This window comes from Bradyrhizobium sp. JR4.3 (genome assembly GCF_040547695.1).
Taxonomy (GTDB): Bacteria; Pseudomonadota; Alphaproteobacteria; order Rhizobiales; family Xanthobacteraceae; genus Bradyrhizobium; species Bradyrhizobium canariense.
The window spans coordinates 205,960-232,111 of record NZ_JBEPQF010000001.1; the positions used below are offsets into that span (position 1 = coordinate 205,960).

The 26,152-nt window shown below is 64.2% G+C and carries 23 protein-coding genes and 1 tRNA gene; 7 read left to right on the top strand and 17 right to left on the bottom strand.

Annotation, left to right across the window (positions count from 1 at the left end; translation table 11 throughout):
- Positions 1 to 138: 138 nt before the first annotated feature.
- From ABIB91_RS01070 to ABIB91_RS01090, 5 genes are all read right to left on the bottom strand, one after another.
- The gene (locus ABIB91_RS01070; RefSeq protein WP_007602492.1) at positions 139 to 897 is read right to left on the bottom strand and encodes an SDR family oxidoreductase; all 759 of its coding nucleotides are present in this window, start codon (positions 895 to 897) and stop codon (positions 139 to 141) included.
- Positions 898 to 923: 26 nt separating this feature from the next.
- Entirely contained in the window at positions 924 to 1,682 is a 759-nt protein-coding gene (locus ABIB91_RS01075) for a proteasome-type protease (protein WP_219685646.1), read from the bottom strand.
- A gap of 123 nt (positions 1,683 to 1,805) precedes the next feature.
- Positions 1,806 to 2,654, bottom strand: coding sequence for a transglutaminase family protein (locus ABIB91_RS01080; protein ID WP_007602496.1), 849 nt, complete (start codon positions 2,652 to 2,654; stop codon positions 1,806 to 1,808).
- Positions 2,655 to 2,804: 150 nt separating this feature from the next.
- Positions 2,805 to 3,749, bottom strand: a complete 945-nt coding sequence (locus ABIB91_RS01085; RefSeq protein ID WP_007602499.1) for an alpha-E domain-containing protein — start codon at positions 3,747 to 3,749, stop codon at positions 2,805 to 2,807.
- A 4-nt stretch (positions 3,750 to 3,753) separates the two neighbouring features.
- Entirely contained in the window at positions 3,754 to 5,172 is a 1,419-nt protein-coding gene (locus ABIB91_RS01090) for a circularly permuted type 2 ATP-grasp protein (protein WP_007602500.1), read from the bottom strand.
- 277 nt (positions 5,173 to 5,449) lie between these two features.
- Here ABIB91_RS01090 and ABIB91_RS01095 point away from each other — a divergent pair, with 277 nt between their 5' ends.
- From ABIB91_RS01095 to ABIB91_RS01105, 3 genes are all read left to right on the top strand, one after another.
- Positions 5,450 to 6,187 (top strand): competence/damage-inducible protein A, encoded by a 738-nt coding sequence (locus ABIB91_RS01095; RefSeq protein WP_007602502.1) that lies wholly within the window; start codon positions 5,450 to 5,452, stop codon positions 6,185 to 6,187.
- A 33-nt stretch (positions 6,188 to 6,220) separates the two neighbouring features.
- Positions 6,221 to 6,748 carry a xanthine phosphoribosyltransferase gene (gpt, locus tag ABIB91_RS01100; protein WP_354158998.1) on the top strand — a complete coding sequence of 176 codons (528 nt, stop codon included), beginning with the start codon at positions 6,221 to 6,223 and terminating at the stop codon, positions 6,746 to 6,748.
- 107 nt (positions 6,749 to 6,855) lie between these two features.
- A complete protein-coding gene (locus ABIB91_RS01105) occupies positions 6,856 to 7,473 on the top strand; it encodes a hypothetical protein (protein ID WP_354158996.1) in 618 nt (205 codons plus the stop codon).
- On the opposite strand, the gene ABIB91_RS01110 is transcribed toward ABIB91_RS01105, so the two are convergent.
- Together ABIB91_RS01110 and ABIB91_RS01115 are read right to left on the bottom strand one after the other, a co-directional pair.
- Complete coding sequence (locus ABIB91_RS01110; protein WP_354236171.1) at positions 7,470 to 7,733, bottom strand: hypothetical protein; 264 nt, start codon at positions 7,731 to 7,733, stop codon at positions 7,470 to 7,472. The two genes, ABIB91_RS01105 and ABIB91_RS01110, sit on opposite strands and share 4 nt — an antisense overlap.
- Positions 7,702 to 8,724 (bottom strand): methionine synthase, encoded by a 1,023-nt coding sequence (locus tag ABIB91_RS01115; RefSeq protein WP_354158992.1) that lies wholly within the window; start codon positions 8,722 to 8,724, stop codon positions 7,702 to 7,704. The genes ABIB91_RS01110 and ABIB91_RS01115 overlap by 32 nt, the downstream gene beginning before the upstream one ends.
- A 110-nt stretch (positions 8,725 to 8,834) precedes the next feature.
- On the opposite strand from ABIB91_RS01115, the gene ABIB91_RS01120 reads away from it, so the two are divergent.
- Positions 8,835 to 9,443, top strand: a complete 609-nt coding sequence (locus ABIB91_RS01120; RefSeq protein WP_354158990.1) for a 2-hydroxychromene-2-carboxylate isomerase — start codon at positions 8,835 to 8,837, stop codon at positions 9,441 to 9,443.
- Complete coding sequence (locus tag ABIB91_RS01125; RefSeq protein WP_354158988.1) at positions 9,443 to 10,420, top strand: NADPH:quinone oxidoreductase family protein; 978 nt, start codon at positions 9,443 to 9,445, stop codon at positions 10,418 to 10,420. The genes ABIB91_RS01120 and ABIB91_RS01125 overlap by 1 nt, the downstream gene beginning before the upstream one ends.
- A gap of 105 nt (positions 10,421 to 10,525) precedes the next feature.
- On the opposite strand, the gene ABIB91_RS01130 is transcribed toward ABIB91_RS01125, so the two are convergent.
- The 8 genes from ABIB91_RS01130 to ABIB91_RS01165 form a co-directional block, all read right to left on the bottom strand.
- Positions 10,526 to 11,416, bottom strand: a complete 891-nt coding sequence (locus ABIB91_RS01130; RefSeq protein WP_354158986.1) for a crotonase/enoyl-CoA hydratase family protein — start codon at positions 11,414 to 11,416, stop codon at positions 10,526 to 10,528.
- 98 nt (positions 11,417 to 11,514) lie between these two features.
- Positions 11,515 to 12,936, bottom strand: a complete 1,422-nt coding sequence (locus ABIB91_RS01135; RefSeq protein WP_354158984.1) for an amidase — start codon at positions 12,934 to 12,936, stop codon at positions 11,515 to 11,517.
- Positions 12,929 to 14,101: a M20 aminoacylase family protein gene (locus ABIB91_RS01140; protein WP_354158982.1), complete on the bottom strand. Its 1,173-nt coding sequence runs from the start codon at positions 14,099 to 14,101 to the stop codon at positions 12,929 to 12,931. Before ABIB91_RS01140 ends, ABIB91_RS01135 begins: the two co-directional genes overlap by 8 nt.
- A gap of 13 nt (positions 14,102 to 14,114) precedes the next feature.
- Positions 14,115 to 15,620 carry a M81 family metallopeptidase gene (locus tag ABIB91_RS01145; protein ID WP_354158980.1) on the bottom strand — a complete coding sequence of 502 codons (1,506 nt, stop codon included), beginning with the start codon at positions 15,618 to 15,620 and terminating at the stop codon, positions 14,115 to 14,117.
- Between the two features lie 212 nt (positions 15,621 to 15,832).
- Positions 15,833 to 17,482: an ABC transporter ATP-binding protein gene (locus ABIB91_RS01150; protein ID WP_354159299.1), complete on the bottom strand. Its 1,650-nt coding sequence runs from the start codon at positions 17,480 to 17,482 to the stop codon at positions 15,833 to 15,835.
- 14 nt (positions 17,483 to 17,496) lie between these two features.
- Positions 17,497 to 18,384 carry an ABC transporter permease gene (locus tag ABIB91_RS01155; RefSeq protein WP_007602531.1) on the bottom strand — a complete coding sequence of 296 codons (888 nt, stop codon included), beginning with the start codon at positions 18,382 to 18,384 and terminating at the stop codon, positions 17,497 to 17,499.
- Positions 18,385 to 18,405: 21 nt separating this feature from the next.
- Positions 18,406 to 19,347 (bottom strand): ABC transporter permease, encoded by a 942-nt coding sequence (locus ABIB91_RS01160; RefSeq protein WP_007602533.1) that lies wholly within the window; start codon positions 19,345 to 19,347, stop codon positions 18,406 to 18,408.
- 167 nt (positions 19,348 to 19,514) lie between these two features.
- Positions 19,515 to 20,645 carry a M20/M25/M40 family metallo-hydrolase gene (locus tag ABIB91_RS01165; protein ID WP_354158977.1) on the bottom strand — a complete coding sequence of 377 codons (1,131 nt, stop codon included), beginning with the start codon at positions 20,643 to 20,645 and terminating at the stop codon, positions 19,515 to 19,517.
- A gap of 280 nt (positions 20,646 to 20,925) precedes the next feature.
- On the opposite strand from ABIB91_RS01165, the gene ABIB91_RS01170 reads away from it, so the two are divergent.
- Positions 20,926 to 22,533, top strand: coding sequence for an ABC transporter substrate-binding protein (locus ABIB91_RS01170; protein WP_354158975.1), 1,608 nt, complete (start codon positions 20,926 to 20,928; stop codon positions 22,531 to 22,533).
- Positions 22,534 to 22,775: 242 nt separating this feature from the next.
- A complete protein-coding gene (locus ABIB91_RS01175) occupies positions 22,776 to 24,371 on the top strand; it encodes a glycosyltransferase family 39 protein (protein WP_354159297.1) in 1,596 nt (531 codons plus the stop codon).
- Between the two features lie 204 nt (positions 24,372 to 24,575).
- Here the strand turns inward: ABIB91_RS01175 and ABIB91_RS01180 are convergent, their stop codons facing one another.
- Both ABIB91_RS01180 and ABIB91_RS01185 read right to left on the bottom strand, forming a co-directional pair.
- Positions 24,576 to 25,826: a multidrug effflux MFS transporter gene (locus tag ABIB91_RS01180; protein WP_007602540.1), complete on the bottom strand. Its 1,251-nt coding sequence runs from the start codon at positions 25,824 to 25,826 to the stop codon at positions 24,576 to 24,578.
- Between the two features lie 159 nt (positions 25,827 to 25,985).
- Positions 25,986 to 26,074 (bottom strand) — tRNA-Leu (locus tag ABIB91_RS01185).
- Positions 26,075 to 26,152: the final 78 nt, after the last annotated feature.

The window sequence follows — 26,152 nt, forward strand, 5'->3', positions numbered from 1 at the left end:
CCGGACGCGGTGCGGCACGAAGTGACGCGCCGCAGAGCCGGGACCCAGAACGCCAAGAACGAGGTCGCGGATGCGTGGGCCCCGGCTCAGCAGCGCGTCATTGCATGCCGCGCTGCGTCCGGGGCACGAGAGCGGCGTTCAACCCCGTCCCACGAACGGCATCTTGGTTGCCATGACGGTCATGGTCAGCACGTTGGCATCGAGCGGCAGGCCGGCCATGTAGGCGACGGCATCGCCGACCGCTTTCGCGTCCATGCGCGGCTCCTGCTTCGACGTGCCGTCGGGCTGCAGCACGCCGGGACCGTTGACCATGCGATCGGTCATGGGCGTTGCGGCATTGCCGATGTCAACCTGGCCGACTGCGATGTCGTACATGCGGCCGTCGAGGTTGGACGCCTTGGTGAGGCCGGTGATGGCGTGCTTGGTCGAGGTATAGGCCGCCGAGAACGGCCGCGGCGCATGCGCCGAGATCGAGCCGTTGTTGATGATGCGGCCGCCGCGCGGGCTCTGGTCCTTCATGATGCGGAAGGCGTGCTGGGTGCACAGGAACGGGCCTGTGAGGTTGGTGTTCACCACCGCCTGCCACTGCTCGAGGCTGAGATCCTCGAAATTCACCGGGGGTGCGCCCATGCCGGCATTGTTGAAGAGCACGTCGAGCCGGCCATAGGTGGCTTTCACCTTGTCGAACAGCGCGGCGATCGAGTCAGGCTTGGTCATGTCGGCGGTGACGCAGAGGCTTTTTCCCGCGGGACCGAGCTTGGCCGTCTCCTCGAGCATGTCGGGCCGGCGCCCGACCAGCACCACGGTGAAACCTGTGTTCATCAGCGCTAGTGACGCCGCGCGCCCGACTCCGGTGCCGGCGCCCGTCACCACTGCGATTTTTTTCGCTTCACTCATCGTTTCCTGCCTTTTCTCTTGAGCTGTCAGGTTTTGGAGTCTTTTTCGTTCTTGTAGGGCGGCCGCGGAATGTTCTGATGTGCGGCGCGCAAGGCCGCCGACCAGCGCGAGCGCAAATCGTGGAAATAGGGCTCCCCCGCCTCGATGCGGTGGTTGAGATCGGCCTCGCAGGCGTCGGCGCGCACCACCAGCACGTCGATCGGCAGGCCGACGCCGAGATTCGAGCGCATGGTCGAATCCATCGAGATCAGCCCGGTCTTCAGCGCCTCGTAGAGCTCGACGTCGTAATGCATGGCGCGGTCGAGCACCGGCTTGCCGTATTTGTGCTCGCCGATCTGCAAATAGGGTGTGTCGGTGGTGCATTCGATGAAATTGCCGGCGGTGTAGACCATGAACAGGCGCATGCGCGCGCCGCTGATCTGGCCGCCGAACAGGAAGGAGACGTCGAACGACACGTCCTCGGACCTCAGCGCCGGGCCCTCGGTCGCGTGCACGGCCCGGATCGCCCGGCCAATGCGCTGGGCGGCCTGGAACATGGTCGGCGCGTTCATCAGCGTCTCGATCTCACCCGTGTTGGGGTCTTCGAGGCCCTCGGTCAGCGTCGAGAGCACCGATTGGCTGACGGCGAGGTTGCCGGCGCTGGCAATCGCCATGATGCGGTCGCCGGGCTTGGAGAAGATGTGGAGCTTGCGGAAGGTCGAGACGTTGTCGAGGCCCGCATTGGTGCGGGTGTCGGCGATCATCACCAGACCGTCCCGAACCAGAATTCCGCAACAATAGGTCATTTCCAGTCCCCGAACGCGTTTGCGCGGAATTACTAGCCAATTTCAAGGGCCGCTCCAACCCCCGATTGCCGCGGGGCGGCAGGGTGGAAACCGACTGTGGGTGAGGGGCGCGCGCGGCGCGGCTCAGCTCTGCCGCTGGGACTGCGATTGCGACTGGCCGCCGCGGCCGGCCTGCTCGACCTTGACCGCCACCGACAGCGTCTCCGCGCCGCCGCCATAGCGGGTGCCGCGCACGGGCGCTGCGCCGAGATAATCGAGCCCGATCGCGACGCGGACATGGGCGTCGGTGGCGCAGATGCTGTTGGCCGGATCGAAGCCGACCCAGCCGAGACCGTCGACATAGGCCTCCGCCCAGGCATGGCCCGCGTCCTGATGCACCGTGCCGTCGGAGCGCAGGAAGTGGCCGGATACGAAGCGCGCCGGCACGCCCCCGCTGCGGGCGCAGGCGATGAAGATGTGCGCGTAGTCCTGGCAGACGCCGCGCTTGAGCGTGAACGCTTCCGCCGCCGACGTGCCGCTGTTGGTGGGGTCCTCGTCGAACGTCATGTGATCGCTGATTTGCGTCATCAGCGTGTGCAGGAAGCCGAGCGTGTCGCTCTCGGCCTCGCTGCGCAGCTGGCGCGCGACCGCATTCATCGCCGGATTGACCGCGGTGAGGTCGGTGGCGCGCAAGAACATGCCGGCCGGAAAGCGCTCGTCGGCGCCGCGAAGAACGCCGCCGGTGTCGTGGGTCTCGATCAGGCCCTCGGCGGTGATCTTGATGTCGCCGACGGGTCCGCAGGACAGCACATGGGTGACGTTGCCGAACGCGTCCTCGTGGGTGTCGAGCTTGGTGTCGGTCGACACGTCGATCTGCCACTCCGCCACATATTGCCCGTCATGGCTGCCGGGCGTCATGCGCAGGATCTGGATCACGCTCGTAGCCTGCGGCTCGTAGCGATAGGTCGTGGTGTGCAGGATTCGCAGGCGCATGGTGGACCGTGATTTCTAAATGGTCATTCCGGGGCGATGCGTCAGCATCGAACCCGGAATCTCGAGATTCCGGGGCGATGCGTCAGCATCGAACCCGGAATCTCGAGATTCCGGGTCTGGTCCTACGGACCGTCCCGGAATGACAGAAGGTCAGATCAAATACTGCTTCGTGATGATTTCGCCCAGCCTGGAATTGTCCGAGATGAATTCCTGAATGAATTCATGCACGCCATGCTGGAAAATGTCGTTCATATTGCTGTGTTCCAGCCGGTTGCGGATGCCGCGGGCATGGCGCTGGGCCGGGCCCTGGCGGCCATAGGCGACCCCGATCTGATCGAGATTGCGCACGAGGTTGCCGTAGCAGCTCGCCAGTGAACGCGGCAGCGTGTCGTTGAGGATCAGGAGGTCCGCGATTAGCCAGGGTTTCAGCGTCTCGCGATAGACCCAGTGGTAGGCCGTCAGCGCCGAAACCGAGCGCAGGATCGAGGTCCATTGGTAGAAATCGAGCGGGCCGCCGACGTGCTCCTCCTCGGGCAGCAGCACATGGTATTTCACGTCGAGAATGCGCGCGGTGTTGTCGGCGCGTTCGAGATGCAGGCCCATCCGCGAAAACCAGTACGCGTCGTTGCGCAACATGGTCCGGTAGGCCGAGCCGTCGAAACGCAGCGAGGTCTCCTGCACGAAGCGCAGGAACTTTGCGAGATCCTCGCGCGTGGAGGTCCCTCTGCTCCAGACCTCCTGCAGTTCGATCCAGGCCGAGTTGATGGTGTCCCACATCTCGCTCGTCAGCGCTGTGCGAACCGAGCGCGAATTCAGCCGCGCCGCTTCGATGCAGTTCCTGATCGAGGACGGATTGTCCGCGGAGAACGAGAGATAGTCGACGACGTTGTGCTCGTTGGCTTCTTCATACTGCTGATAGAAGCTCGCGGCGACGCCGGCGGTCAAAAGCGCCGAGTCCCATTCGTTGGTCTTGCCGATATAGGCGGCGGGAAGCGCGGTGACGCGCAGCGTCGCATCGATGGTGCGCGCGAGATACTCGGCCCGTTCGACGTAACGGGCGAGCCAATAGAGGTTTTCGGCGGTACGCGACAGCATCTCTCTACTCGTCCAGGATCCAGGTATCTTTGGTGCCGCCGCCCTGGCTCGAATTCACCACCAGGGAGCCTTCCTTCAGGGCAACGCGTGTCAACCCGCCGGGCACGATCGTGGTGCTCTTGCTGCCGGTGAGCACGAACGGTCGCAGGTCCACGTGGCGCGGCGCAAGGCCGGATGCCGTGCAGGTCGGGCAGGTCGAGAGCGCCAGCGTCGGCTGCGCGATGAAGCCTTCGGGCTCGCGCTTGAGCTTTTCGCGGAAGGCTTCAATCGTCGCCTTGGTCGCGGCAGGTCCGATCAGCATGCCGTAGCCGCCGGAGCCGTGCACCTCCTTCACGACGAGTTCGTTCAAATTGTCCAGCACATAGGCGAGATCCTTCGGCTCGCGGCAGCGCCAGGTCTGCACGTTCTTCAGAATCGGCTCCTCGCCGAGATAGAATTTCACGATCTCCGGCATGTAGGAGTAGATCGCCTTGTCGTCGGCGATGCCGGTGCCGACGGCGTTGGCGAGCGTGATGTTGCCGGCCGCGTAGGCCGACATCAGCCCGGGCACGCCGAGCGCCGAGTCGGGGCGGAATGTGAGGGGGTCGAGGTAGTCGTCGTCGACGCGGCGGTAGATCACGTCAACACGCTTCACCCCTTCCGTCGTGCGCATGAACACTTCGTTGTTCTTGACGATGAGGTCGCGGCCCTCGACGAGTTCGATGCCGAGCTTGTCGGCGAGGAAGGAGTGCTCGTAATAGGCCGAGTTGTAGACGCCCGGCGTGAGGAGCGCGACGGTCGGCTCGCCGGAGGCGCTTTGCGGCGCCACCGAGCGCAAGGCGGACAGCAGCTCGTCCGGATAGCGTTCGACCGGCGCCACCCTGTGACGGGCGAACAGATCCGGAAACAGCCGCATCATGATCTCGCGGTTTTCCAGCATGTAGGACACGCCCGAAGGCGTGCGCGCATTGTCCTCCAGCACGATGAAGTCCTCGGCATCGACCCTGATGATATCGATGCCGGCGATGTGCACGTAGACGTCGTGCGGCACCTGCTGGCCATTCATCTCGGGACGGAACACCGGGTTCTGGAAGATCAGATCGGCGGGCACGATCTCGGCGCGCAGGATATCGCGGCCGTGATAGATGTCGCGCAGGAACATGTTGAGCGCGCGCACGCGCTGCTTCAGGCCCTTCTCCAGCAGCGACCATTCCTTGCCGGACATGATCCGCGGGATCACGTCGAAGGGGATCAGGCGCTCCGTGGATTCGGAGTCCCCGTAGACCGCGAAGGTAATGCCGATGCGGCGGAAGAGGAGCTCGGCCTCCTGGCGCCGATATTCGAGCGCCTCGGGAGGCGTCTCCTTGAGCCAGCGCGCCAGCTCCTGATAGGCGGGGCGAAGGTCCCCACCGGGAATGTTCATTTCATCAAACGCGACTGCCATAGATCCCGACTTGTCTCCGCAAGGCGTTGCGCCATTCGACAGGCCGCCAGGCCTTGGTGAAGACCGCAACGTCCTGGCCATGCGGCAAGAGTGCATGACTTTCATGCGGTAGCAAGGGTCGGGCCAGCGCGATAAGCATGAGGAGAGGACATTTGCCGGGGATGACCGGCGGCTTGCCTGAAAAAATGGCTGAGGACTGCTTATTTCGGCAGCAAAACCGCGTGACTTCAACGCGTTACCTCGGCAAAGTCGGGCCGACAGGTGAGGGACTTGAGGTATGAGCGAGATCGTCACGGCGGGTATTCTGGTCATTGGGGACGAAATCCTGTCCGGCCGGACCAAGGACAAGAACATCGGCTTCATCGCCGAATACCTGACCAATATCGGCATCGACCTGAAGGAGGTCCGGGTCGTCTCCGACGACGAGCCCGACATCATTGCCGCGTTGGATGCACTGCGGCATCGCTACACCTATGTCTTCACCACAGGTGGCATCGGGCCGACCCATGACGACATCACCGCCGACAGCGTCGCCAAGGCGTTCGGCGTCGGCATCGACCATCACCCGGAGGTGGTCGCCCGTTTCCGCGAGCGCTGGAGCGAGCAGGACCTCAACGAGGCCCGCCTGCGCATGGCCCGCATCCCTGATGGAGCCGAGTTGATCCAGAGCGCGACCATCCTCGCCCCCGGCTTTAAGATCGGCAATGTCATCGTGATGGCGGGCGTGCCCTCGATCATGCAGGCGATGATGGACATTGTCTCGCCCAAGCTGAAATCGGGCGTGCGCATGCTCTCCGAATCGGTCCGCGCCAATGCGCGGGAAGGCGACATCGGCGGCCCGCTGCGGGCGATTGCCGCCGAACATCCCGACACCATCATCGGCAGCTATCCCTTCACGGATGAAGAGCAGAAGCCCAACACCAATCTGGTGGTGCGCTCGCGCGATGCGGACAAGTTGGCGGCGGCGATGGCCGCGGTGAAGGCAATGCTGGCGGGATTGAATATCACCCGCTAACAACCAAGCTGCCGGCAGACGAAGGAGACGACAATGGCTGGTGAAGCACCGGAACTAAGTCCGCAAGAACGGGCGGGCCGCCCCTTTCCGGTCTCGTGGGACCAGTTCCACCGGGATTGCCGGGCGCTGACCTGGCGGCTCAACGAGGTTGGTCCGTTTCATGCGGTGATCGCGATCACCCGGGGCGGGCTTGTGCCAGCTGCGATCGTGGCCCGCGAGCTCGGCGTGCGCGTGATCGATACGGTCTGCATCGCCAGCTACGACCACGACAAACAGGGCGACCTCAAAGTGCTGAAGGGCATTTCCGAAGACGTGATGAAGCTCGGCGGCGGCACCGGCAAGGGGCTCCTGATCGTCGACGACCTCGTCGATACCGGCAAGACCGGCAAGCTGGTGCGCGCGATGCTGCCCGATGCGCATTTCGCCACCGTCTACGCCAAGCCGAAGGGACGTCCGCTGGTCGATACCTTCATCACCGAAGTCTCGCAGGACACATGGATATTCTTCCCCTGGGACACCGCGCTGTCCTACCACCCGCCGCTTCGCGACGGGGCGGCGTGAGTATCACCGTCATTGCGAGCGCAGCGAAGCAATCCAGAAATGTGTCCGCGGAAATAGTCTGGATTGCTTCGTCGCTTCGCTCCTCGCAATGACGGGCAGAAGCGACCATGCCCCTGCAAAACCGCGTCACGCCGACCGGCGAGATCATTGCCACGCCACATCGCGGCCTATTCACCGGCAACCGCGGCATCATCCATGATCCCGGGACGAAGACGCTGCTGAAGAAGCGCTGGTCGTCGCCCGCCTGGATCACCTGCCTGTGTGAATTCCGCGGCTGGCGGCGGCCGGTGATGGCGCGGCGGAGTTGGACCGAGCTGTTCTTCCTCGACGAGGCCACCGCCTTTGCCGCAGGCCACCGTCCCTGCTTCTTCTGCCGCCGTGACGATGCGAAGCGCTTTCGGGTTGCATGGGAGACGGGCAATGGTGCAAGCGGCATCAGCGCCAAGGCGATGGATGCCGTACTGCATCGGGAACGGCTCGATCGCGGCAAGAAACGGCTGCATGCGCTGCCGATGCCGGTCGCGGAATTGCCGAACGGCGCGATGGTGCAACAGGGCGATGACTGCTTCCTCATCGCGCAGGGCAGGGCGTTGCTGTGGTCATTCGCGGGCTACGCCGCGTATCCGAGCGCCCTCGATCATCCGATGCTGTTGACGCCGCCTTCCACACTCCGCGCGATCAACTCCGGATATCAGCCTGTGCTGCATCCGACCGCGCGCCGCTAGCGCAGCGGATTGCCGTCTTCATCCACTGTCGTGCGCGCATCGCGCAGCGCCCATTCGCGGATCACTTGACGGCACCGGATCAGTTCGACTTCGCTGGCGGCGTTCGCCTCCCTCGATGCTCGCTCCACCATCGCCTTGCAGGTGAGGAGCACCGAGCGATCCTCACCGCGCGCCGGCAGTGCGATCGCCGCAAGCGTCGCAACAACGAAAGCGGATCGGACCACCGCCTTAACCCAGCTTCTCGCGTGCCAACGCAGCACCGGCCCCAAGCGCCATCAGCTTGGCTTCGGCGATCTCGCGCCGCATCGGCGCCATGCCGCAATTGGTGGTGGCGATGATGTTGCTCTTGGGCACGAATTTCGACACCGCGTCGATCACCTGCACGACGTCATCGGCCGTCTCCACCGTGTCGCTGGCGACGTCGATCACGCCGGCCTGCACGATCTTGGTCTTGAGCAGGGCAAGCAGGTCGAGCGGCACCTTCGAGTTGCGGCATTCGATCGCGACCTGCTGGATCGGGCTGGCGTCGATCGCGGGAAAGATCTGCTCGTACTGCCGCCATTGCGCGCCGAGCGTTTCCTTCCAGTCGGTGTTGGCCTTGATGCCGTAGCCGTAGCAGATGTGCACGGCGGTGGCGCAGGTCAGGCCCTGCGCGGCGTGCTCCAGCGCCTTGATTCCCCAATCGTTGACCTCGTCCATGTAGACGTTGAAGGCGGGCTCGTCGAATTGCACGAGATCGACGCCGTCGGCCTGGAGCGCCTTGGCTTCCTCGTTCAGGAGTTCGGCGAACGCAAAGGCCATCTTGACGCGATCGCCATAGTAGCGATCGGCAATGGTGTCGATGATGGTCATCGGGCCGGGCAGGGTGAACTTGAGCTTCTTCTTTGTATGCGTCCGCGCGACCCGCGCCTCGTCGGCGTGGACGCGGCTCTTCAGCCGGAGCGGGGCGACGACCTGCGGCACCATCGCCTTGTAGCGATCCTTGCGGATGCCCATCTCGACCTTGTGGGCGAAGTCGATGCCCTCGATCTTCTCCAGGAAACCGTGGACGAAATGTTGCCGGGCCTGCTCGCCCTCGGTGACGATGTCGATCCCGGCATCCTCCTGGACCTTGACGGCAAGCATCGTCGCATCGCGCTTGGCGCGGACGAGCTCTTCGCCTTGCGACTTCCAGGGCGCCCAGAGCATGTTGGGTTCGGCGAGCCATTCCGGCTTCGGCAAGGAGCCGGCGATCGTGGTTGGAAACAGCATGGCGGCCCTCTCGGCGAGTTGTGATTGCGCCCCTTCCTGCCATGTCTTAACGTCGAGGTACAGAACAACAAAAGTCGCCTTGAAACCGGCGGCGCCGGATCGGAAACGCCATGATCGAATTCTTCTTCGACTGTTCCAGCCCTTGGACCTATCTCGCCTTCCACAACATCCAGCCGCTGGCCAGGGAGGTTGGCGCGGAGATCATCTGGCGGCCGATCCTGGTGGGCGGCATCTTCAATACGGTCAACCCAAGTGTCTATGCGCAACGTGAGACACCGGTGCCGCTGAAGGCGCGCTACATGAAAAAGGACCTTGCGGACTGGTCGCGCTCGGCCGGCCTGGCGATCAAGATGCCGCCGACGGTATTCCCGGTGAACAGCGTCAAAGCGATGCGCGGCTGCATCTGGCTCGGCAAAGACATGGTGCCGTTTGCGACGGCCGTGTTCGAGGCCTATTGGGGCGAGGACAAGGACATCTCGCAGGACGCAGTGCTCGCCGAGATCTGCAGGAAGGTCGGCGTCGATGAGCAGAAATTCTTCGCGGGCATTTCCGGGCAGGGAATCAAGGATCAGCTCAAGGCCAACACCGAAGAAGTCGTCGCCCGCGGCGGCTTTGGCTCGCCGACGATCTTCGTCGGCAAGACCGACATGTATTTCGGCAACGACCGCCTACCGTTGATCCGCGAGGCACTGCTGCGCGGCAAGGCGAGCGCGGCCTGATGGTGCGGGCTGTCGTTTGCCGCGCGCTCGGCGCGCCCGAAAAATTGCAGCTTGAAGAGTTTCCGTCGCGCGCCCTGAAGCCGGGCGAAGTGCGCGTCGCGATCCGTGCGGCTGGGTTGAATTTTCCAGACGTGCTGATGGCGGCCGGCGAGTACCAGCTCAAGCCGGAGCTGCCGTTTACGCCGGGAATGGAGGCGGCCGGCGACGTGACCGAGGTCGGCGCAGAGGCGAGCGGCGTCGCCGTCGGCGACAAGGTCATCGTCAAGATGCGGCACGGCGCCTTCGCCGATGAAGCAGTGGTGATGCCGTCGCAGCTCACGCCGATGCCATCGACGTTCGACTATGCGGAAGCCGCGACCTATCTCGCCGGGCACGGCACCGCCTATCACGCGCTGATCGACCGCGGCCGGGTTGCGCCGGGCGAGGTGCTGCTGGTGCACGGCGCCGGCGGGGGCGTGGGCCTTGCTGCCGTCGAGATCGGCAAGATGCTGGGCGCGACCGTGATTGCGACGGCCTCCAGCGACGAAAAGCTTGCGATCGCCAAGGCGCGGGGCGCCGATCATCTCGTGCGCTACGACCGCGAGCCGTTTCGTGATGCCGTCAAACGTATCACCGACGGTCGAGGTGCCGACGTCGTGTTCGATCCCGTCGGCGGCGAAGTGTTCGAGAATTCGATGCGTTGCATCGCTTGGGGCGCACGGCTGCTGGTGATCGGCTTCACCGGCGGCATCGGCTCGGCGAAAACCAATCTCTTGCTGATCAAAGGCGCCAGCGTGCTCGGCGTGCGAGCGGGCGAAGCGGTACGCAAAAATCCCGCGCTCGGTGAGGTCAGGCTGAAGGCGCTGCTCCAATGGGCCGAGGAGGGCAAGCTGCGGCCCAACGTCTCGCACCGCCTGCCGCTGGAGGAGGTTGCGAAGGCGATGCGGTTGCTGATCGACCGCAAGGCGATCGGGCGCGTGGCGTTGGTGATGGAGTGACAGTGCCGTAGGGTGGGCAAAGGCGCGTGAGCGCCGTGCCCACCATTTATCGGCAACCGTGACAAGAATGGTGGGCACGCTTCGCTTTGCCCACCCTACGATGCCCTACTTGTATTCCCGCTCTGTCCACCACGGGAAATAATCCGGCATGTCGCTCGATACCTTGTTCTTGAACTGCGCAGGGCGCTTTTCCAGGAACGACACCACGCCTTCCTTCACATCGTCCGAGCGGCCGCGGGCGTAGATGCCACGGCTGTCGACCTTGTGGGCCTCCATCGGATCGTCGGCGCCCATCATGCGCCACATCATCTGGCGGATCAGCGCCACTGACACGGGCGCCGTCTTCGCCGCGAATTCCTTGGCGAGCGCGCGGGCGGTCGGCAGCAGATCATCAGGGGCTACGACCTTGCTGACGAGGCGACCGGCGAGGGCTTCCTGCGCCGGGAAGACGCGGCCCGAATAGCACCATTCCAGCGCCTGCGAGATGCCGACGATGCGCGGCAGGAACCAGCTCGAGGCAGCTTCCGGCACGATGCCGCGCTGGGAGAACACGAAGCCGAACCGCGCGGCATCGGACGCGATGCGGATGTCCATCGCGAGCTGCATGGTGACGCCGATGCCGACCGCCGGGCCGTTGACCGCGGCAATCACCGGCTTCAGGCATTTGAAGATGCGCAGTGTCACCTGGCCGCCGCCGTCGCGCACCTGGGAATCACTGTAGTCGACCTTGCCGTCGGCGAAGCGTTTTACGGGCCCGCGCCGTGCGTCGCGATCAAAGGTGTCGGCACCAGATGAAAGGTCTGCGCCCGCGCAAAAACCGCGGCCGGCGCCTGTGACGATGATGGCGCGGACGTCGTCGTCCTTGTCGGCGGCGTCGAACGCGTCGATCAGTTCGGCTTGCATCTGCGCGTTGAAGGCGTTGAGCTTGTCGGGCCGGTTCAGCGTGATGGTGAGGATCTGCTCGGCGACCTCGTATTTGATCGTCTCATACGCCATGGTGGTTTCCTTCCCTGTCCTGAATTCTGTCTCGAAGAGACGTCATGCATGGCTGCCAGCGTCCGTCTTGCGCGGACTGGGCGTGTGGTGGCCAAGCTCTACTTCGCCGGCGGGCTGGGCCAGGGCTTCTGCGGCCCGCGCAGGCTCTCGAACGCCTTGGCCATGCCGAGTACGCCGATATCGTCGAAGCGGCGGCCGACGATCTGCACGCCGATGGGAAAACCCTTGGCGTCGAAGCCGCCGTTGATGGAGATCGCCGGATTTTCCGACATATTCCACGGAACGGTATAGGCGATATGCTCGAAAGGCTTCATGGGATCGTTGGTCGGCGAGGCCCACTCCGCCGGATAGTTCACGTTCGGCGCGGTCGGCGAGATCACATAGTCGAGTTCGCAGAACAGCTTCGATGCCGCGGCGCGGATTGCCATAGTCTGGTTGAAGCCACGGATAACGTCGACACCCGAGAGCTTCGCGCCAGACTCGCCCCACTTGAAAATGTAGGGCAGCACCTTTGCCTGTTCGGCGGGCGTCAGCTTCGACAGATCATCCCACATCCGTGCGCGCCAAAAGTTGTCGAGGCCGTCGAGCATCTCGCGCGTGAGGATGCCGTCGACCTCGGTGACGACGGCGCCTGCGGATTCGAACGCTTTCGCCGCCTTCACCGCGACCTCGCGCACCGGTTTCTCCAGCGCCAGGCCAACGCCAGGATCGAGCATCAGTCCGATGCGGAGTTTGCGTGGGGATTTCTCCGGCCCCTTCCAGTTGAGGGGCTCCGCGGGCAGGCTCGTGCCGTCGCGCCGGTCGGGTTTTGCGATCGCGCTCATCATCAGCGCGCAATCGTCGACGGTGCGGGTCATAGGACCGGCGACGCGGCCGACATAGGCGGGATCGATCGGCACGCGTCCAAAGCTCGGCTTCAGTCCGACGAGGCCGCACCAGCCCGCGGGCAGGCGGACCGAGCCGCCGATATCGGTCCCGAGATGCAGCGGGCCATAGCCGGCTGCCGCAGCTGCGCCCGCGCCAGCGCTGGAGCCGCCGGGATTTTTGGAGAGGTCCCAGGGATTACGCGCGAGCGCATGGAAAGAGGACAGCCCCGAGGACAGCATGCCGTAATCGGGCATCGTGGTCTTGGCGAAGATGATCGCACCGGCCTCGCGCAGGCGCGCGGCCGGTGGTGCGTCCTTCTCGGCCGGCACCAGCTTGACGCTGGCGGCGCCCAGCGGCACCGGCACGCCCTTGGTCGCGATGTTGTCCTTCACCGTCACGGGCACACCGTCGAGCGCGCCGGACGGCTCGCCCCCCGACCAGCGCGCGGTCGAGGCCTTCGCGGCCTCGCGCGCGCCGTCGGGATCGAATGCATAAAGCGCGTTGAGGTGCGGCTCCCAAGCTGCGACGTGCGCGAGCACGTCTTCCAGCACCTCGCTCGGCGAGAACTGCTTGGCGCGATAGCCCGCGATTAGATCGACCGCGGAGAGATCGTGCAGCGAGGTGACGTCCTCTTCGACGCTCTTTTTATGCATGGGCACCCACCGGCATCCGGGTCTCGATGATCCGGGCGAACATGCTGGCACCGATCGGCAGGATCTTGTCGTCGAGCACGAAGCCGGGATTGTGCACGGGCACCGAGCCGTCGTGGCCGACCCAGAAATAGGCGCCGGGAATGGTTTGCAGCATGTCGGCAAAATCTTCGCTGCCCATCTTCGGCTGGGCGCGGGTGATCACGTTGGCGGGGTCGACGATGGTGCGCGCGACGTCTTCGACCACCTTGGACTGCTCGACCTGGTTGACCAGCACATCGAAGGTGTCGCGGATGTTGACGTCGATCACGCACTGATAGGCGCTCGCGATGCCGGCGCAGATCGTGCGAATGCGTTCGCTGATCAGGGTGCGGACTTCTTTCGAGAAAGTGCGGATGGTGCCGCAAAGATGCGCTTCGCCGGGGATGACGTTGTACGCCGAGCCGGCGTGGATCTGCGTGATCGAGACGACTGCGGCCTGCAGCGGCTCGACGTTGCGGCTGACGATGGTCTGGATCGCCTGCGCCAGCGTGGTCGCGATGATCACAGCGTCCTTGGAGCGTTCGGGCATCGCGCCGTGCGCGCCGTAGCCGGTGATGCGGAGGTCGAAGAAGTCGGCGCTGGCCATCGCAGGGCCGGGCAGGATCGCGATCTCGCCGTGGTTGAGGTCCGGCGCATTGTGCAGGCCGTAGAGCTCGTCGCAGGGAAACTTCTCGAACAGCCCGTCCTTGATCATCGCGCGGGCGCCGCCGAGGCCTTCCTCGGCCGGCTGGAAGATCAGGTGTACGGTACCGTCGAAGTTCTTGGTCTCGGCGAGGTAGCGCGCGGTGCCGAGCAGCATGGTGGTGTGGCCGTCATGGCCACAGCCGTGGAAGCGGCCCGGGATTTTCGAACTCCATTTCAGATTGGTGTTCTCCTCCATTGGCAGCGCGTCCATGTCGGCGCGAAGCCCGATGCGCTTGCCGCTCGACCCCTTGCCCTTGATGACGCCGATCACGCCGGTGCCGCCGAGACCGCGATGCACCTCGATGCCCCAGCTCTTCAGCTTGTCGGCGACGATGCCGGAGGTGCGCACTTCCTCGAAGCCGATTTCCGGATGGGCGTGGAGGTCGCGCCTGATAGCGGTGAGTTCGTCGGCATAGCCGTCGATGCGGTCGATCGTGGGCATGTGTTCTGTCCAGTTAGCGTGAGGAGGGAGTGAAAACCGGGCCGTTCGGCTTGATGCGGATGCCCGGCCGCAGGCGTGTCCATGGCAGCGTGGCTGTGTCGGCCGGCATCGCGCCGGGGGCAGCGCAGATCATCAGCTTTTCCGCGATCGGCTCGAAATCCGCACGGAAGTGCACCGAGCTCTTGTTGACCAAAATCTTCTCTTCGGTCGGCTCGATGCCGACATAGCGGTACATGGCCTGATCGGCGAGCTGCGCCTTGTGCGAGGAGACGACGATTCGGACGTCGCCGATGCGAAGGCAGGCGGACGGGCCCATCTCCATCTCGCGGCCGCCATAGTAGGGCCCGGGCGCGATGAAGCGGCCGTCGGAGAGCTTTTCAACGACGAAGGTCTCACGATAGGGCTCGTCGCCGGGAATGCCGGACTTGCCGCCGAGCGACAGCGTCACGGTAGCGCCGACGCCGGCTGCATGCGCGGCCTTGGCCGATGCCGGATCGTAGATCGCACCGGTCGCGGCGCTGGCCTTGTTGCGGACCAGCGCTCGTAGCATTCCGGTGGTGTCGGAATCGCCGCCGGCGCCGGGATTGTCCTGGGTGTCGGCGATGATGATCGGCTTGCTCGCGCCCTTCGAGAGTTCCATCGCGTGGCGCACGCCGTCATCGGGTGACCAGATCTTGCCGTCGAAATCGTCCTCGTGGCTTTCGATCAGCTTCACGATCGCATCCGCCGCGCGATCGGCATCGGCTTGCGTCTTGCCATAGGCGAACACGCTCGGCCCGCAATCGCGGAAATCGGCGGCGGGGAAGCCGGGTGCGAAGGACAATGTCGGAACCGCATCGCTCTCCAGCGCGGCAAGCTTTTCGTAGATGCCCTTGGTGGGCTGGTCGTTGGTGCACTGCCAGCTGATCGGGATCAGGAACGGCAATTGCCGGAAGGCTTTTGCGAAACGCTGCTTTGTCTTCAGCAGCAATGCGAGATGTTGCGCGCAGGCGCGGCCGGTCTCGGCCATGTCGACATGGGGATAGGTGCGGTAGGCGATCAGCGCGTCCGCATGCTCCATCATCTCGGGGGTGACGTTGGCGTGGAGATCCAGGCTAGTGACCAGCGGAATGTCCTTGCCGATGACGCGGCGCACGCGCGCCAGGATCTCGCCTTCGCCGTCGTCGAGATGTTCCGTGACCATCGCGCCGTGCAGATCGAGATAGACGGCGTCGGTCGGGCCGGCGGCTGCGATTCCGTCGAGCATCGCTTTGACGATGCGCTCGAAGGCGTCCCTGGTGACGTGCGCCGAGGGGCTCGCGCCGCAGGCAATTGTCGGAACGAGTTCCCAGCCGTTGGCCTCGGCGCTGTCGACGAAACCGGCTAGGCCGACATTGATTCGGCGCATCACCTTCAGCACGTCGGGACCTTGCGTCATTGCCGGCCAGCCGCCGCCGTGCTGGAAATCCGCGAAAGTCGCCTTCGTCGGAGCGAAGGTGTTGGTCTCGTGCAGGAAGCCGCCGACGGCGATGCGTGTCATCAACTCAAGTCCAGCAATTGAAAGTGCGCGACGTTAGCCCTGTGCTTGCGGCGAGAGCAAGCCGGGAAGCAATCGCGCCATGCATGGCGTCAAGCCGTTTTGGGAATGCTTGTCGCAACCGCCGTCATTGCGAGCGAAGCGAAGCAATCCAGAATCCCTCCGCGGGGACAGTCTGGATTGCTTCGCTGCGCTCGCAATGACGAGGAGAGTGACTAGGCGCTAGCCGCCACGCCCTCGGTCACCGGCCGGAAGTTCGCAAAATCCCAGCCGCGGCCTGGCGCTGCCTCGAGCAAGGCTCTGGTGTAGGCTTCCTTCGGATGCGTCAGCACTTCGGCGGCCGGGCCCTGCTCGACGACGCGGCCGTGCTGCATCACCACGACCTCGTCGCAGATCTGCGCTGCGACGCGCAGATCGTGAGTGATGAACAGGATGGCGATGCCGAGCCGCGTCTGGATCTCGTCGAACAGGTCCAGCACCTGGGCCTGCACGGACACGTCGAGGGCGGAGACCGCCTCGTCCGCGACCAGCACGTCGGGATCGAGCGCGAGCGCGCGGGCGATCGCAATGCGCTGACGCTGGCCGCCGGAGAACTGGTGCGGATAGCGCGCGACCGCATCGGCGGGCAGGCCGACCAGCTCCAGCAATTCGCGGGCACGCTTCATTGCGTCGGCATGCGACACGCCGTAATTGATCGGGCCTTCCGCAATGCTTTCGCCGACGGTGACGCGCGGGTTGAGCGAGCGGTAGGGGTCCTGGAACACGATCTGGATCTTCTTGCGATGCGGCTGCAACAGCCGCCGCGAAATGTCCGAGATCTCGCGGCCGGAGAGGCGCACGCCGCCGGAGGTCGGGTCGATCAGGCGGACGATGCAGCGCGCCACGGTCGATTTGCCCGAGCCGCTCTCGCCGACGATGCCGAGCGTGCGGCCCTTGCGCAGCGTCAGCGTGACCTTGTCGGCGGCGACGACTTCGCGGCCTTTACCGAAGAACGCGCGCTCGCGATAGACCTTGCCGAGTTCGTTGGCCTCCAGCACCACCGGTTCCCTGGTCTCAGGCCGCGCCGCGCGCGGCACCAGGCTCGGCACCGCGGAGAGCAGGTTGCGGGTGTATTCCATGGTCGGATTGCGCAGGATGGAATCCAGCGTTCCGGTCTCCACCAGTCGGCCCTGCCGCATCACCGCGACGCGGTCCGCGATTTCGGCGACCACGCCCATGTCATGGGTAATGAACAGCACGGCGGTTCCGTGATCGCGCTGGAGGTCGCGGATCAGGGTCAAAATCTGCTTCTGCGTTGTGACGTCGAGCGCGGTGGTCGGTTCGTCCGCGATGAGCAGCTTCGGTTCGAGCACGAGTGCCATCGCGATCATGATGCGCTGGCGCTGACCGCCGGAGAGTCGGTGAGGGTAGGAGGAAAAGATACGCTCGACCTGGGGCAGGCGCACCTGCTCCATCATGTCGAGGATACGCTTCTTGCGCGCCTTCGCATCGAGTTTGGTGTGCGCGCGCAGGACTTCGTCGATCTGGCGGCCAACCGGCATCACCGGATTGAGTGCCGTCATCGGCTCCTGGAAGATCATCGCCATCCGGGTCGCGCGGAGCTGCCGCAGGCGGCGGTCGGTCGCGGTGAGAATCTCCTCGCCGACCAGCTTGACGCTGCCGCCGGTCGGAATCAGCGTGCCCTTCGGCAGCAGACCCATCGTGGTCAGCGAGGTCACCGACTTGCCCGAGCCGCTTTCGCCGACGAGGCACAGCGTCTCGCGCTCGTGCACCTGGATCGAGATGCCGTCGATGATGTTTGCGGCATTCGGCTTCTTGCCGACGGAGACGACGAGGTTGTTGATGTCGAGGATCGGGCTGGTCATCACTTGATCGGTCATCATTTGCCTTCCCGCTGCTTCATGCGCGGATCGAGTGCGTCGCGGGCGGCATCGCCGATCAAATTAATGCTGAGGATCGCGATCGAGAGCAGCAGGCCCGGCCAGAAGATCAGCGTCGGCTTGAGCTGGAAGTACTGACGACCCTCGGCCATGATGTTGCCCCAGGTCGGCGTTTCCGGCGAGATGCCGGCGCCGAGGAAGGAGAGGATGGCCTCGGTGAGGATCGCGGACGCGCAGACATAACTACCCTGCACGATCAGAGGCGCGATCGTGTTCGGCATCAAATGCCGCCACATGATCTTTGGCAGGGATGAGCCGACCGAGATCGCTGCTTCAACATAGGGCTCTTCGCGCGCCGACAGTACGACCGAGCGCACCAGGCGTGCCACGCGCGGAACTTCAGGGATCGTGATTGCGATCAGCACGGTCCAGAGGCTGGCGCCGGACAGCGACACCACGGCGATTGCCAGCAGGATGCTCGGCATTGCCATCAGGCCGTCCATGATCCGCATCATGACGGAATCGACCAGCTTGAAGAAACCGGAGACCAGGCCGATCGCCAACCCAATGACGATCGACATGATCGCCGAGCCGATGCCGATCAGAAGCGAGATGCGTCCGCCATACATGACGCGCGACAGCAGGTCGCGGCCATAGGCGTCGGTGCCGAGCAGGAATTGCGCCGAAGAGGGCTTCAGCCGCTGCGAGGGCGCAAGCTGGATCGGATCATACGGCGCGATCAAGGGCGCCAGGATCGAGATCAGCACAACCAACGCCAGGCAGATGGTCGCCGCCGCGATGATCGGCGTCGAGGTCAGGAATCCGAAGCGCGGCCGCAGCGGCGACGTGATCGGGATGGACGACTGGGGAAGGGTATCGACCGACATTTTTCGTTGTTATCCTTAGCCCTAGTACCGGATCCGGGGATCGAGCAGCGTGTAGGCGACGTCGATCAGAAGATTGACGACGACATAGATCAAGGACGTCAGCAAAATCATCGCCTGGATCACCGGATAGTCGCGCGCCAGCACCGCATCCACCGTGAGGCGGCCGATGCCGGGGATGTTGAACACGCTCTCGGTGACGACGACCCCGGAGATCAAAAGCGCAAAGCCGGTACCGATCACCGTGATCACGGGCACGGCGGCGTTGCGCAGCGCATGGCGCATCATCACGGCGACTTCGTTGATGCCTTTTGCGCGCGCGGTGCGGACGTAGTCCTCGCCGAGCACGTCGAGCATCGCCGCGCGCGTCATGCGCGCGATCAAAGCGATGTAGATAAAGGACAGCGCACAGGTTGGCAGGATGATGCGCTCGAAGAACGGCCCAAACCCGTTCGAGATGCTGCGGAAGCCCTGGACCGGCACCCAGCGCAGGTCGATCGCGAAGACCTCGATCAGGATGTAGCCGACCACGAACACCGGCACCGAGAAGCCGAGCACGGACAGGCCCATCACGAAGCGGTCGATCCAGGTGCCGTGCTTCCAGGCAGCGATTACACCGAGGGGAACGGCGACGATGACCGCGAGGATGATGGTCGACAACGCGATCGAGATCGACGGCTCGACCCGCTGGCCGATCATCTTCATCACCGGAAGGTTGGAGATGAGCGACGTTCCGAGATCGCCATGCAGCAGCTTGTTCAGCCAGGTGATGAACTGCACGATCAGCGGCTCGTTGAGACCGAGCGAGGTGCGGATGCGCTCGAGCCGCTCCGGCGTGGCGTTGTCGCCGGCAAGAATCGCGGCGGGATCGCCGGGGGTGAGGCGGAGCAGGAGGAAGACGAACAGCGCCACCACGCCCATCACGGGCACGGCGGCGAGAATTCGGCGAAGGAGATATCCGAGCAAGTTGGATCCCGTCAGATTAGAGTCAAATCAGAGGCAGCGGCTGAAGGCTGCGTTCTGCCACCAGCCTAACATTTCAGCAATTCCCATGCCATCCGGGCCACGGTTTTTGCAGTGCGGTCACCTTGTTTTGGTGATCTCACCCCCTTTTGGTGCCGTGGCTCGCGCCATCACTCCAGAGTCGCGAGCAGCCCCGCCATCAGCCGGCCGCGTTCGACCAGACTTTCGACCTCGATATACTCTTCGAGCGTGTGGCCGTTGCCGCCACGCACGCCCAGGCCGTCGAGAGTCGGGATGCCCATTGCGCCGGTGAAATTGCCGTCGGAGCCGCCGCCGGCGCTCGCATGCGGCAGTTCTGCGCCGAGCGATTTGGCGATCCCGCGCGCCTTTTCGTAAAGCGCCATGGTGCCGGCATCGGGCTCCCAGACCGGACGTGTCACGCCGCGCGTCACCTTGAAGGTGACATCATTGGTTGTACCGGAGAGCGCCAGCATCCTCTCGACGCCGCGATCGAGGTCGGCCTGGCGCTTGGCCATCGAAAGCGCTTCGCCGGTGGCGGTCGTGGCAACGCAATTGACCCATTGCCCCCCGTGCACCACGCCGACCGAAAACGTACAGTCTTCGCCCGTCATCGCGTCGATGGCGAGGATTTGCCGCGCCATCTCGCGGATAGCAGAGCGGCCCGCCGACAAGGTGGCGCCGGCGTGGCTGGGCCGGCCGGTCGCCTCGAGATTGAAACGCGCAATGGCGTAACGTCCGGTGGTGACGCCGTTGTCAGCGCGGCCGGGCTCGGGGACCAGCACGTATTTGTTGCGCGCGGCTTCCGCCTCGATGATATCGCGCGTGGAGGGTGTGCCGACTTCCTCGTCGGGCGTGAACAGCACGGTGATCGGCAGCGGCGTCGTGAACGAGGCGCGGGCCAGTTGGCGGATCGCTTCCAGCGAAAGATAATTGCCGCCCTTCATGTCATAGATGCCGGGTCCGTAGCACTTGCTGCCCTCGCGCCGCCATTTCAGCTTCTCGATGGTGCCCGTGGGGTGGACGGTATCCATGTGTCCGGCAATCAGGATGCCGGGCTCGCCTTGCTTCGGATGCGGAAAGCGGGCGCGGATCACGCCGCCGAAGCCCTGGCGACCGGCGATGCGCTCGATCGTCGCACCCATGATCGCCATCTCCCGCGCTGCGATATCGAGCATGCGGTTCACGGCGCTCGCGTCCCAGGTCGGGCTTTCGCATTCCACCCAGCCGCGCAGACCCTGGAGCATCGCTTCGGAATCGAAGGGAAGATTGGCTGGATTCATCTCAATGTCTCTCCAATGTCTCTTGGGCTTCGGAACATGGAACGCGCATTGCATTGGCGCGGGGCAGGGCAGGCGGAGAGCGTTGTAGAGCCAAACCGATCCGTGCGGAGCCCGTGCGCGCGCTGCTTGGGCTTGCAGCGAAACCGGATTGACGCGCTCGGCACTGTCTGCAAGTCTCGAAAAGATAAAGGCATTGCATGAGGTTAGTTCGCCTAAAGAACGAACCGGATGCTCAATCAATAACCTGCCTTTGAACAGTTTCACGTCAGGAGAACTTTTTATGTTTAAGTTGATGCGCCGGGGGCCTCGCGCGTTCGCCTCCAAACTTGCGCTGTCGGTCGTCGCGCTTTCGACCGCACTGGCCTCGCCGGTGCTTGCGGCCGGCAAGACCATCACGGCGGTGATGCATTCGGATCTGCGCATCATCGATCCGATCTTCACCACGGCCTACATCACGCGCGACCATGGCTACATGATCTACGACACGCTCGTGGCGCCCGATTCGAACTTCAAGATCCAGCCGCAGATGGCGGACTGGAAGATCTCCGACGACAAGCTCACCTACACGTTCACGCTGCGCGACGGCCTGAAGTGGCATGACGGTGCGCCGGTGACGGCGGAGGACTGCGTTGCCTCGCTCAAGCGCTGGGGCGCAGTCGACGGCATGGGCCAGAAACTTTTCGACTTCACCGCGAGCATCGAGGCGACCGATGCCAAGACCATCACGCTGAAGCTGAAGGAGCCCTACGGCCTCGTGCTCGACTCGATCGGCAAGCCGTCCTCCCGCGTTGCCTTCATGATGCCGAAGCGCCTCGCCGAGACGCCGCCGGACAAGCAGATCCCCGAGCAGATCGGCTCGGGTCCTTTCAAGTTCGTGCAGTCGGAATTCCAGCCGGGCGTGAAGGCGGTCTACGTCAAGAACACCGACTACGTGCCACGCAAGGAGCCGTCGAGCTGGACCTCCGGCGGCAAGGTGGTGAAGGTCGACCGCGTCGAGTGGATCACCATGCCGGACTCGCAGACCGCGGTGAACGCGTTGCAGTCGGGCGACATCGATTTCGTGGAAAATCTGCCTTACGACATGCTCCCGTTGCTGGAAGCGAACAAGGAGATCACGATCGAGGTCTCGAACAAGTTCGGTTTCCAGACGCTCGGCCGGATGAACTTCCTTTATCCGCCGTTCGATAATGTCAAAGTGCGCCGTGCTGCCTTTCTGGCGATAAACCAGAAGGACGTTCTCGACGCGCTCGTCGGCAACGCCAAATATCAGAAGGTCTGTGGCGCCTTCTTCGTGTGCGATACGCCGTTCGCGACCGAGGCCGGTGCCGAGACCCTCGTGAAGGGCAACGGCATGGCCGAAGCCAAGAAGGCGCTCGCCGAATCCGGCTATGACGGCACCCCGATCGTGATCATGGCCCCCGGCGATGTCACGACGCTGAAGGCACAGCCGATCGTTGCGGCTCAGCTGCTGCGCGAGGCTGGCTTCAAGGTCGACCTGCAAGCGACCGATTGGCAGACGGTGGTGAGCCGCCGCGCCAGCCAGAAGCCTCCGAAGGAGGGCGGCTGGAACATGTTCTTCACCAACTGGGTCGCGGCCGACGTCTCCAACCCGATCGCCAATCTCTCGATCGGCGGTCAGGGCAAGAAGGGCTGGTTTGGCTGGGCCGAGAACGCCAAGATCGAAAAGCTCAAGGACGACTTCGTTCGCGCCGCCTCGCTCGACGATCAGAAGAAGATCTCCGCTGACATCCAGAAGGAAGCCTATGAGCAGGTGATCTACATCCCGCTGGGGCAGTATCTCCTGCCGAGCGGCTGGCGCAAATCGCTGACCGGCGTGCTCGACGGTCCCGCGACCCCGCTGTTCTGGAACGTCGACAAGTCGGAGTAGGGCGAAGGCTCTTCCTTTCGTCCGGATCATCCTGCGGCGCCGCTGTCATCAGCGGCGCCGTTGTCGTTTGTCGATCTTGGTCTGTTGTCGACCTTGCGCCGGCTGAGAAGGCGGAGAATTCAAGCTTTTCCAGTTTCCAATCATTGCTATTTGTTTCCGTCCTGAACTAGATGTGCCGTCCTTGCGCATCACCTTCCTTCCTCCATTTGATTCCAGTGCCGATCGATTTTGCATTCCAGGCGATGGCCGAACGGTCCGATCGCACGCCGGCACGATGGCGCCGGCCATTCCTGCGTTGGCTCGATGGCGTCGAGACGGGCTGGGCGGTGCCGCTTCTCATCGCGGGCTTCGTCGCGATCTGGACACTTTATCTAGCGGTCGCCTATGCCGGCGGCGGTCTGCACCCCGATACGCTGGAGGCCTGGACGCTGGGGCGGCATTTCGCGTGGGGCTATCCCAAGCATCCGCCCTTGACCGGCTGGGTTGCCGCGAGCTGGAGCGCCATTTTTCCGCTCACTGACTGGTCGCTGCAATTGATGGCGATGGCCAATGCCGGGCTTGCGCTGGTCTTCGTCGACCGGATCGCGCGGCAATTCGTGACGGGGCACAAGCGCGTCCTGGTGCTGTTGCTCCTGATGCTGACGCCGGCCTATCAGTTCCATGCCCAGCGCTTCAATGCCAATGCGGTGCTGCTGGCCGTCTGGCCGCTGGCGACTTGGTGCTTCGTCCGCGCATTCGAGACCCGCGCGGCGTCGTGGGCGATCGCCGTGGGATTCACGACGGCGCTGGCCATGGCCGGCAAATATTATTCGATCTTCCTTGTCGCGAGCTTCACGTTTGCCGCGCTGGCGCATCCGGCGCGTCGCGCCTATTTCACTTCCGCCTCGCCCTGGATCTCGGTCGTCGTCGGGCTTGCGGCGCTGTCACCGCATGTTCACTGGCTCGCCACGACCGGGGCGCCGACCTTCACCTACGCGCTGAACCATGCCAACGGCACTGCGGCGAGCTCGCTCGGGGAGGCCAGGAACTTCCTTCTGGGGCTGTTGGCGGCCATCAGTGTGTCATCCGCCGCCTGGATGTTGATCGCCGGCACGCGGCTGAAGCAGTTTCCGGACGATTTCGCGGCGATGAATCCGGGCCTGCGGCTCCTCTTTTACGTTGCCGTCGGCACGATTGCGCTGCCGGTTCTGATCTCGCTCGTGATCGGCACCGATCTGCCGTCGCTGTGGGCGTTGCAGGGGTTGTTCCTGTTCGCCATTCTCGTGGTCTGCGGCACAAATTACCCGATCGAGCGCTTTTACACCGTCAACCTCACCTTGGTCGTGGCCGGCGTCGCGCTCACGGCCGTCCTCGTCGCCGCGCCGATCCATGCCGTCTATCGCAACGATCACGGTTACGAAGAGGGGCGCAATTTCTACGCGCAGGCCGCCAGCGAATTGACTCGCGAGTGGCGCGAACTGACGGGCGAGCCGCTCGCCGCCGTTAGCGGCGACGATGCGCTGGCCTTCGCGATGGCCTTCTACAGCCCGGACCACCCGCACTACGCCCAGCCGTTCGAGGATCAATCTCCCGGAGGCTTGCCGCGCAAGACGACGCTGGACCGCGGCTGGGCCGCGCTCTGTTTCCGCGATCAGGATGATTGCAGCCGGTGGATGGACGGGGTGGCCGGGCGGGCCGGGCACTTCGTCAGGCGGGAATTTGTCGTACAGGCGCAGCTATGGGGCCGGCCCGGTCTCACGCGGGACGTGGTTGTGCTGATGGTGCCGCCCCGTGAAGGCCGCGCGGCACCCGAGGGCGTTGCGGACGATTTCAGCGCCAACAGGCGCGCAACGGAATAGACGTGTTGCTCAACAGTGGCTGTCGCGGACCCGCTCGAGCCCTTCACTCGCGAATGGCACGGTGACGGCGGTCTTTTCAACGCTCGACGGCGTGCGTTCCGTCTTCGCCCGCTCCGTGGCGTCGTGGTCTTTACGGGGTTTCGGTTCCATTGAAGCGCCTTTTCAGATTGTTGCAGTACAACATCGAGAGCGCCGCGAAGTTCCTCACCCGATGGCGCGATGATGCGGCTTGAACAGCCGTCCTCTCTCCACCACCAGCACGATCGCGAGCGCGGCGAGTGACGACACGAAGAAGCCGACCGAGAACGGCAGCAGCGTGCCGTCGAAGCTTTGTCCGATCGCCATGCCGACGACGATGCCGATAAGCGTGGTGATCGAGCCGTAGAGCGAGGACGCCGTGCCGGCGATGTGGCCCTGCGGCTCCATGGCGAGTGCGGTGAAGTTGGCGACCATCATGCCGAACGAGAACATCATCAGCGCCGAGAGCACCATGAACAGGGGAAGCGGCAACGCGCCGAGGCTTTCGGTCAGCAGCATCACGCCGGCCACCGCGGTGTAGAGCGTCAGCGCGCCGTGCGAGATCACGCGCATGCCGAGGGTCCCGACGAATCGCGCATTGAGAAAGCCGGCAATGGCGGTGCCGGCTGCGATCGCGGCGAAGGCGAGCGGAAAATAATGGCCGAGGTGATAGATGCCGACAAAAACCTGCTGGGCCGAAAACACGTAGGCGAACAGCGCACCCATGACGCTTCCGGCGGCGAGCGCGTAGCCGAGGGTTTGGCGATGGGTCACGGTCTGCCAGTAGGCCGTGAGCACGTCGGCCGGCGCGAGCGACCTGCGTTCGCTCTCAGGCAGGGTCTCTGGAAGCCGCAGCACGGACCACGCAAGCGCGAGCAGGCCGTAGAGCATCAGCACGACGAAGATGCCGCGCCATTGCGTCACCAGTAGCACCGCCTGTCCGAACGAGGGGGCGATCACGGGGACGGCGATGAAGATCATCATCGCAAGCGACATCACGCTCGCCATGCGGCGGCCGACGTAACAGTCGCGCACGATCGAGGTCGCGATCACGCGCGTCGCCGAGGTGCCGAAGCCCTGCAGTGCGCGCGCCAGCAGCAGCGTCTCGAACGACGGCGCGGCGATCGCCAGCACGCTCGCCACCGCATAGACCGCCATCCCGCCGAGCAGCACCGGGCGGCGGCCGAAGCGATCCGAAAGCGGACCCATGACGAACTGCCCCGCGCCAAAGCCGATCAGGAAGGTCGACAGCACCAGCTGAAGATGGTTGGCGACGGGGATATTGAAGGCCGACCCGATGTTGGGCAGCGCCGGGAGCATCATGTCCATCGCAAGCGGATTCAGCGCCATGATCGACGCGATCACGATGACGAATTCGGGGAAACCCATCGGCCGGTGTCCCGAGGACACCCAATCGTCGGCATTGACGTCGGACAAGCAGCTCACCTCTGATTTGAGGCCCCTGTCTATCTTCAATGCTGCGTTGCACAAGCGACGTTTCGGGATAGCTGGCAGGCGGTGCAGGAGCGGACAACATTGACGAGGTATCAGCGCTCGGGGCCGCGGCGATCGGCGGGATCGTCCGCGCGTCTCTCGTGGTGCGGGCAGCCGGGGTCGAACCGGCACAGCGCTTGCGCACCGAGGGATTTTAAGTCCCTTGCGTCTACCAATTCCGCCATGCCCGCTTGATCCAACGAGATCAATCACTTAAGTCCCTTGCCGGCCGTCTGGAATTGGCGTTTGCAGGCCGGAGGGGCGGTTCT

Bases quoted from the DNA above. Each gene is read 5' to 3' on its own strand.
- ABIB91_RS01070 (WP_007602492.1), bottom strand. From the start codon at position 897: ATGAGTGAAGCGAAAAAAATCGCAGTGGTGACGGGCGCCGGCACCGGA.
- ABIB91_RS01075 (WP_219685646.1), bottom strand. From the start codon at position 1,682: ATGACCTATTGTTGCGGAATTCTGGTTCGGGACGGTCTGGTGATGATC.
- ABIB91_RS01080 (WP_007602496.1), bottom strand. From the start codon at position 2,654: ATGCGCCTGCGAATCCTGCACACCACGACCTATCGCTACGAGCCGCAG.
- ABIB91_RS01085 (WP_007602499.1), bottom strand. From the start codon at position 3,749: ATGCTGTCGCGTACCGCCGAAAACCTCTATTGGCTCGCCCGTTACGTC.
- ABIB91_RS01090 (WP_007602500.1), bottom strand. From the start codon at position 5,172: ATGGCAGTCGCGTTTGATGAAATGAACATTCCCGGTGGGGACCTTCGC.
- ABIB91_RS01095 (WP_007602502.1), top strand. From the start codon at position 5,450: ATGAGCGAGATCGTCACGGCGGGTATTCTGGTCATTGGGGACGAAATC.
- gpt (WP_354158998.1), top strand. From the start codon at position 6,221: ATGGCTGGTGAAGCACCGGAACTAAGTCCGCAAGAACGGGCGGGCCGC.
- ABIB91_RS01105 (WP_354158996.1), top strand. From the start codon at position 6,856: ATGCCCCTGCAAAACCGCGTCACGCCGACCGGCGAGATCATTGCCACG.
- ABIB91_RS01115 (WP_354158992.1), bottom strand. From the start codon at position 8,724: ATGCTGTTTCCAACCACGATCGCCGGCTCCTTGCCGAAGCCGGAATGG.
- ABIB91_RS01120 (WP_354158990.1), top strand. From the start codon at position 8,835: ATGATCGAATTCTTCTTCGACTGTTCCAGCCCTTGGACCTATCTCGCC.
- ABIB91_RS01125 (WP_354158988.1), top strand. From the start codon at position 9,443: ATGGTGCGGGCTGTCGTTTGCCGCGCGCTCGGCGCGCCCGAAAAATTG.
- ABIB91_RS01130 (WP_354158986.1), bottom strand. From the start codon at position 11,416: ATGGCGTATGAGACGATCAAATACGAGGTCGCCGAGCAGATCCTCACC.
- ABIB91_RS01135 (WP_354158984.1), bottom strand. From the start codon at position 12,936: ATGCATAAAAAGAGCGTCGAAGAGGACGTCACCTCGCTGCACGATCTC.
- ABIB91_RS01140 (WP_354158982.1), bottom strand. From the start codon at position 14,101: ATGCCCACGATCGACCGCATCGACGGCTATGCCGACGAACTCACCGCT.
- ABIB91_RS01145 (WP_354158980.1), bottom strand. From the start codon at position 15,620: ATGACACGCATCGCCGTCGGCGGCTTCCTGCACGAGACCAACACCTTC.
- ABIB91_RS01150 (WP_354159299.1), bottom strand. From the start codon at position 17,482: ATGACCAGCCCGATCCTCGACATCAACAACCTCGTCGTCTCCGTCGGC.
- ABIB91_RS01155 (WP_007602531.1), bottom strand. From the start codon at position 18,384: ATGTCGGTCGATACCCTTCCCCAGTCGTCCATCCCGATCACGTCGCCG.
- ABIB91_RS01165 (WP_354158977.1), bottom strand. From the start codon at position 20,645: ATGAATCCAGCCAATCTTCCCTTCGATTCCGAAGCGATGCTCCAGGGT.
- ABIB91_RS01170 (WP_354158975.1), top strand. From the start codon at position 20,926: ATGTTTAAGTTGATGCGCCGGGGGCCTCGCGCGTTCGCCTCCAAACTT.
- ABIB91_RS01175 (WP_354159297.1), top strand. From the start codon at position 22,776: ATGGCCGAACGGTCCGATCGCACGCCGGCACGATGGCGCCGGCCATTC.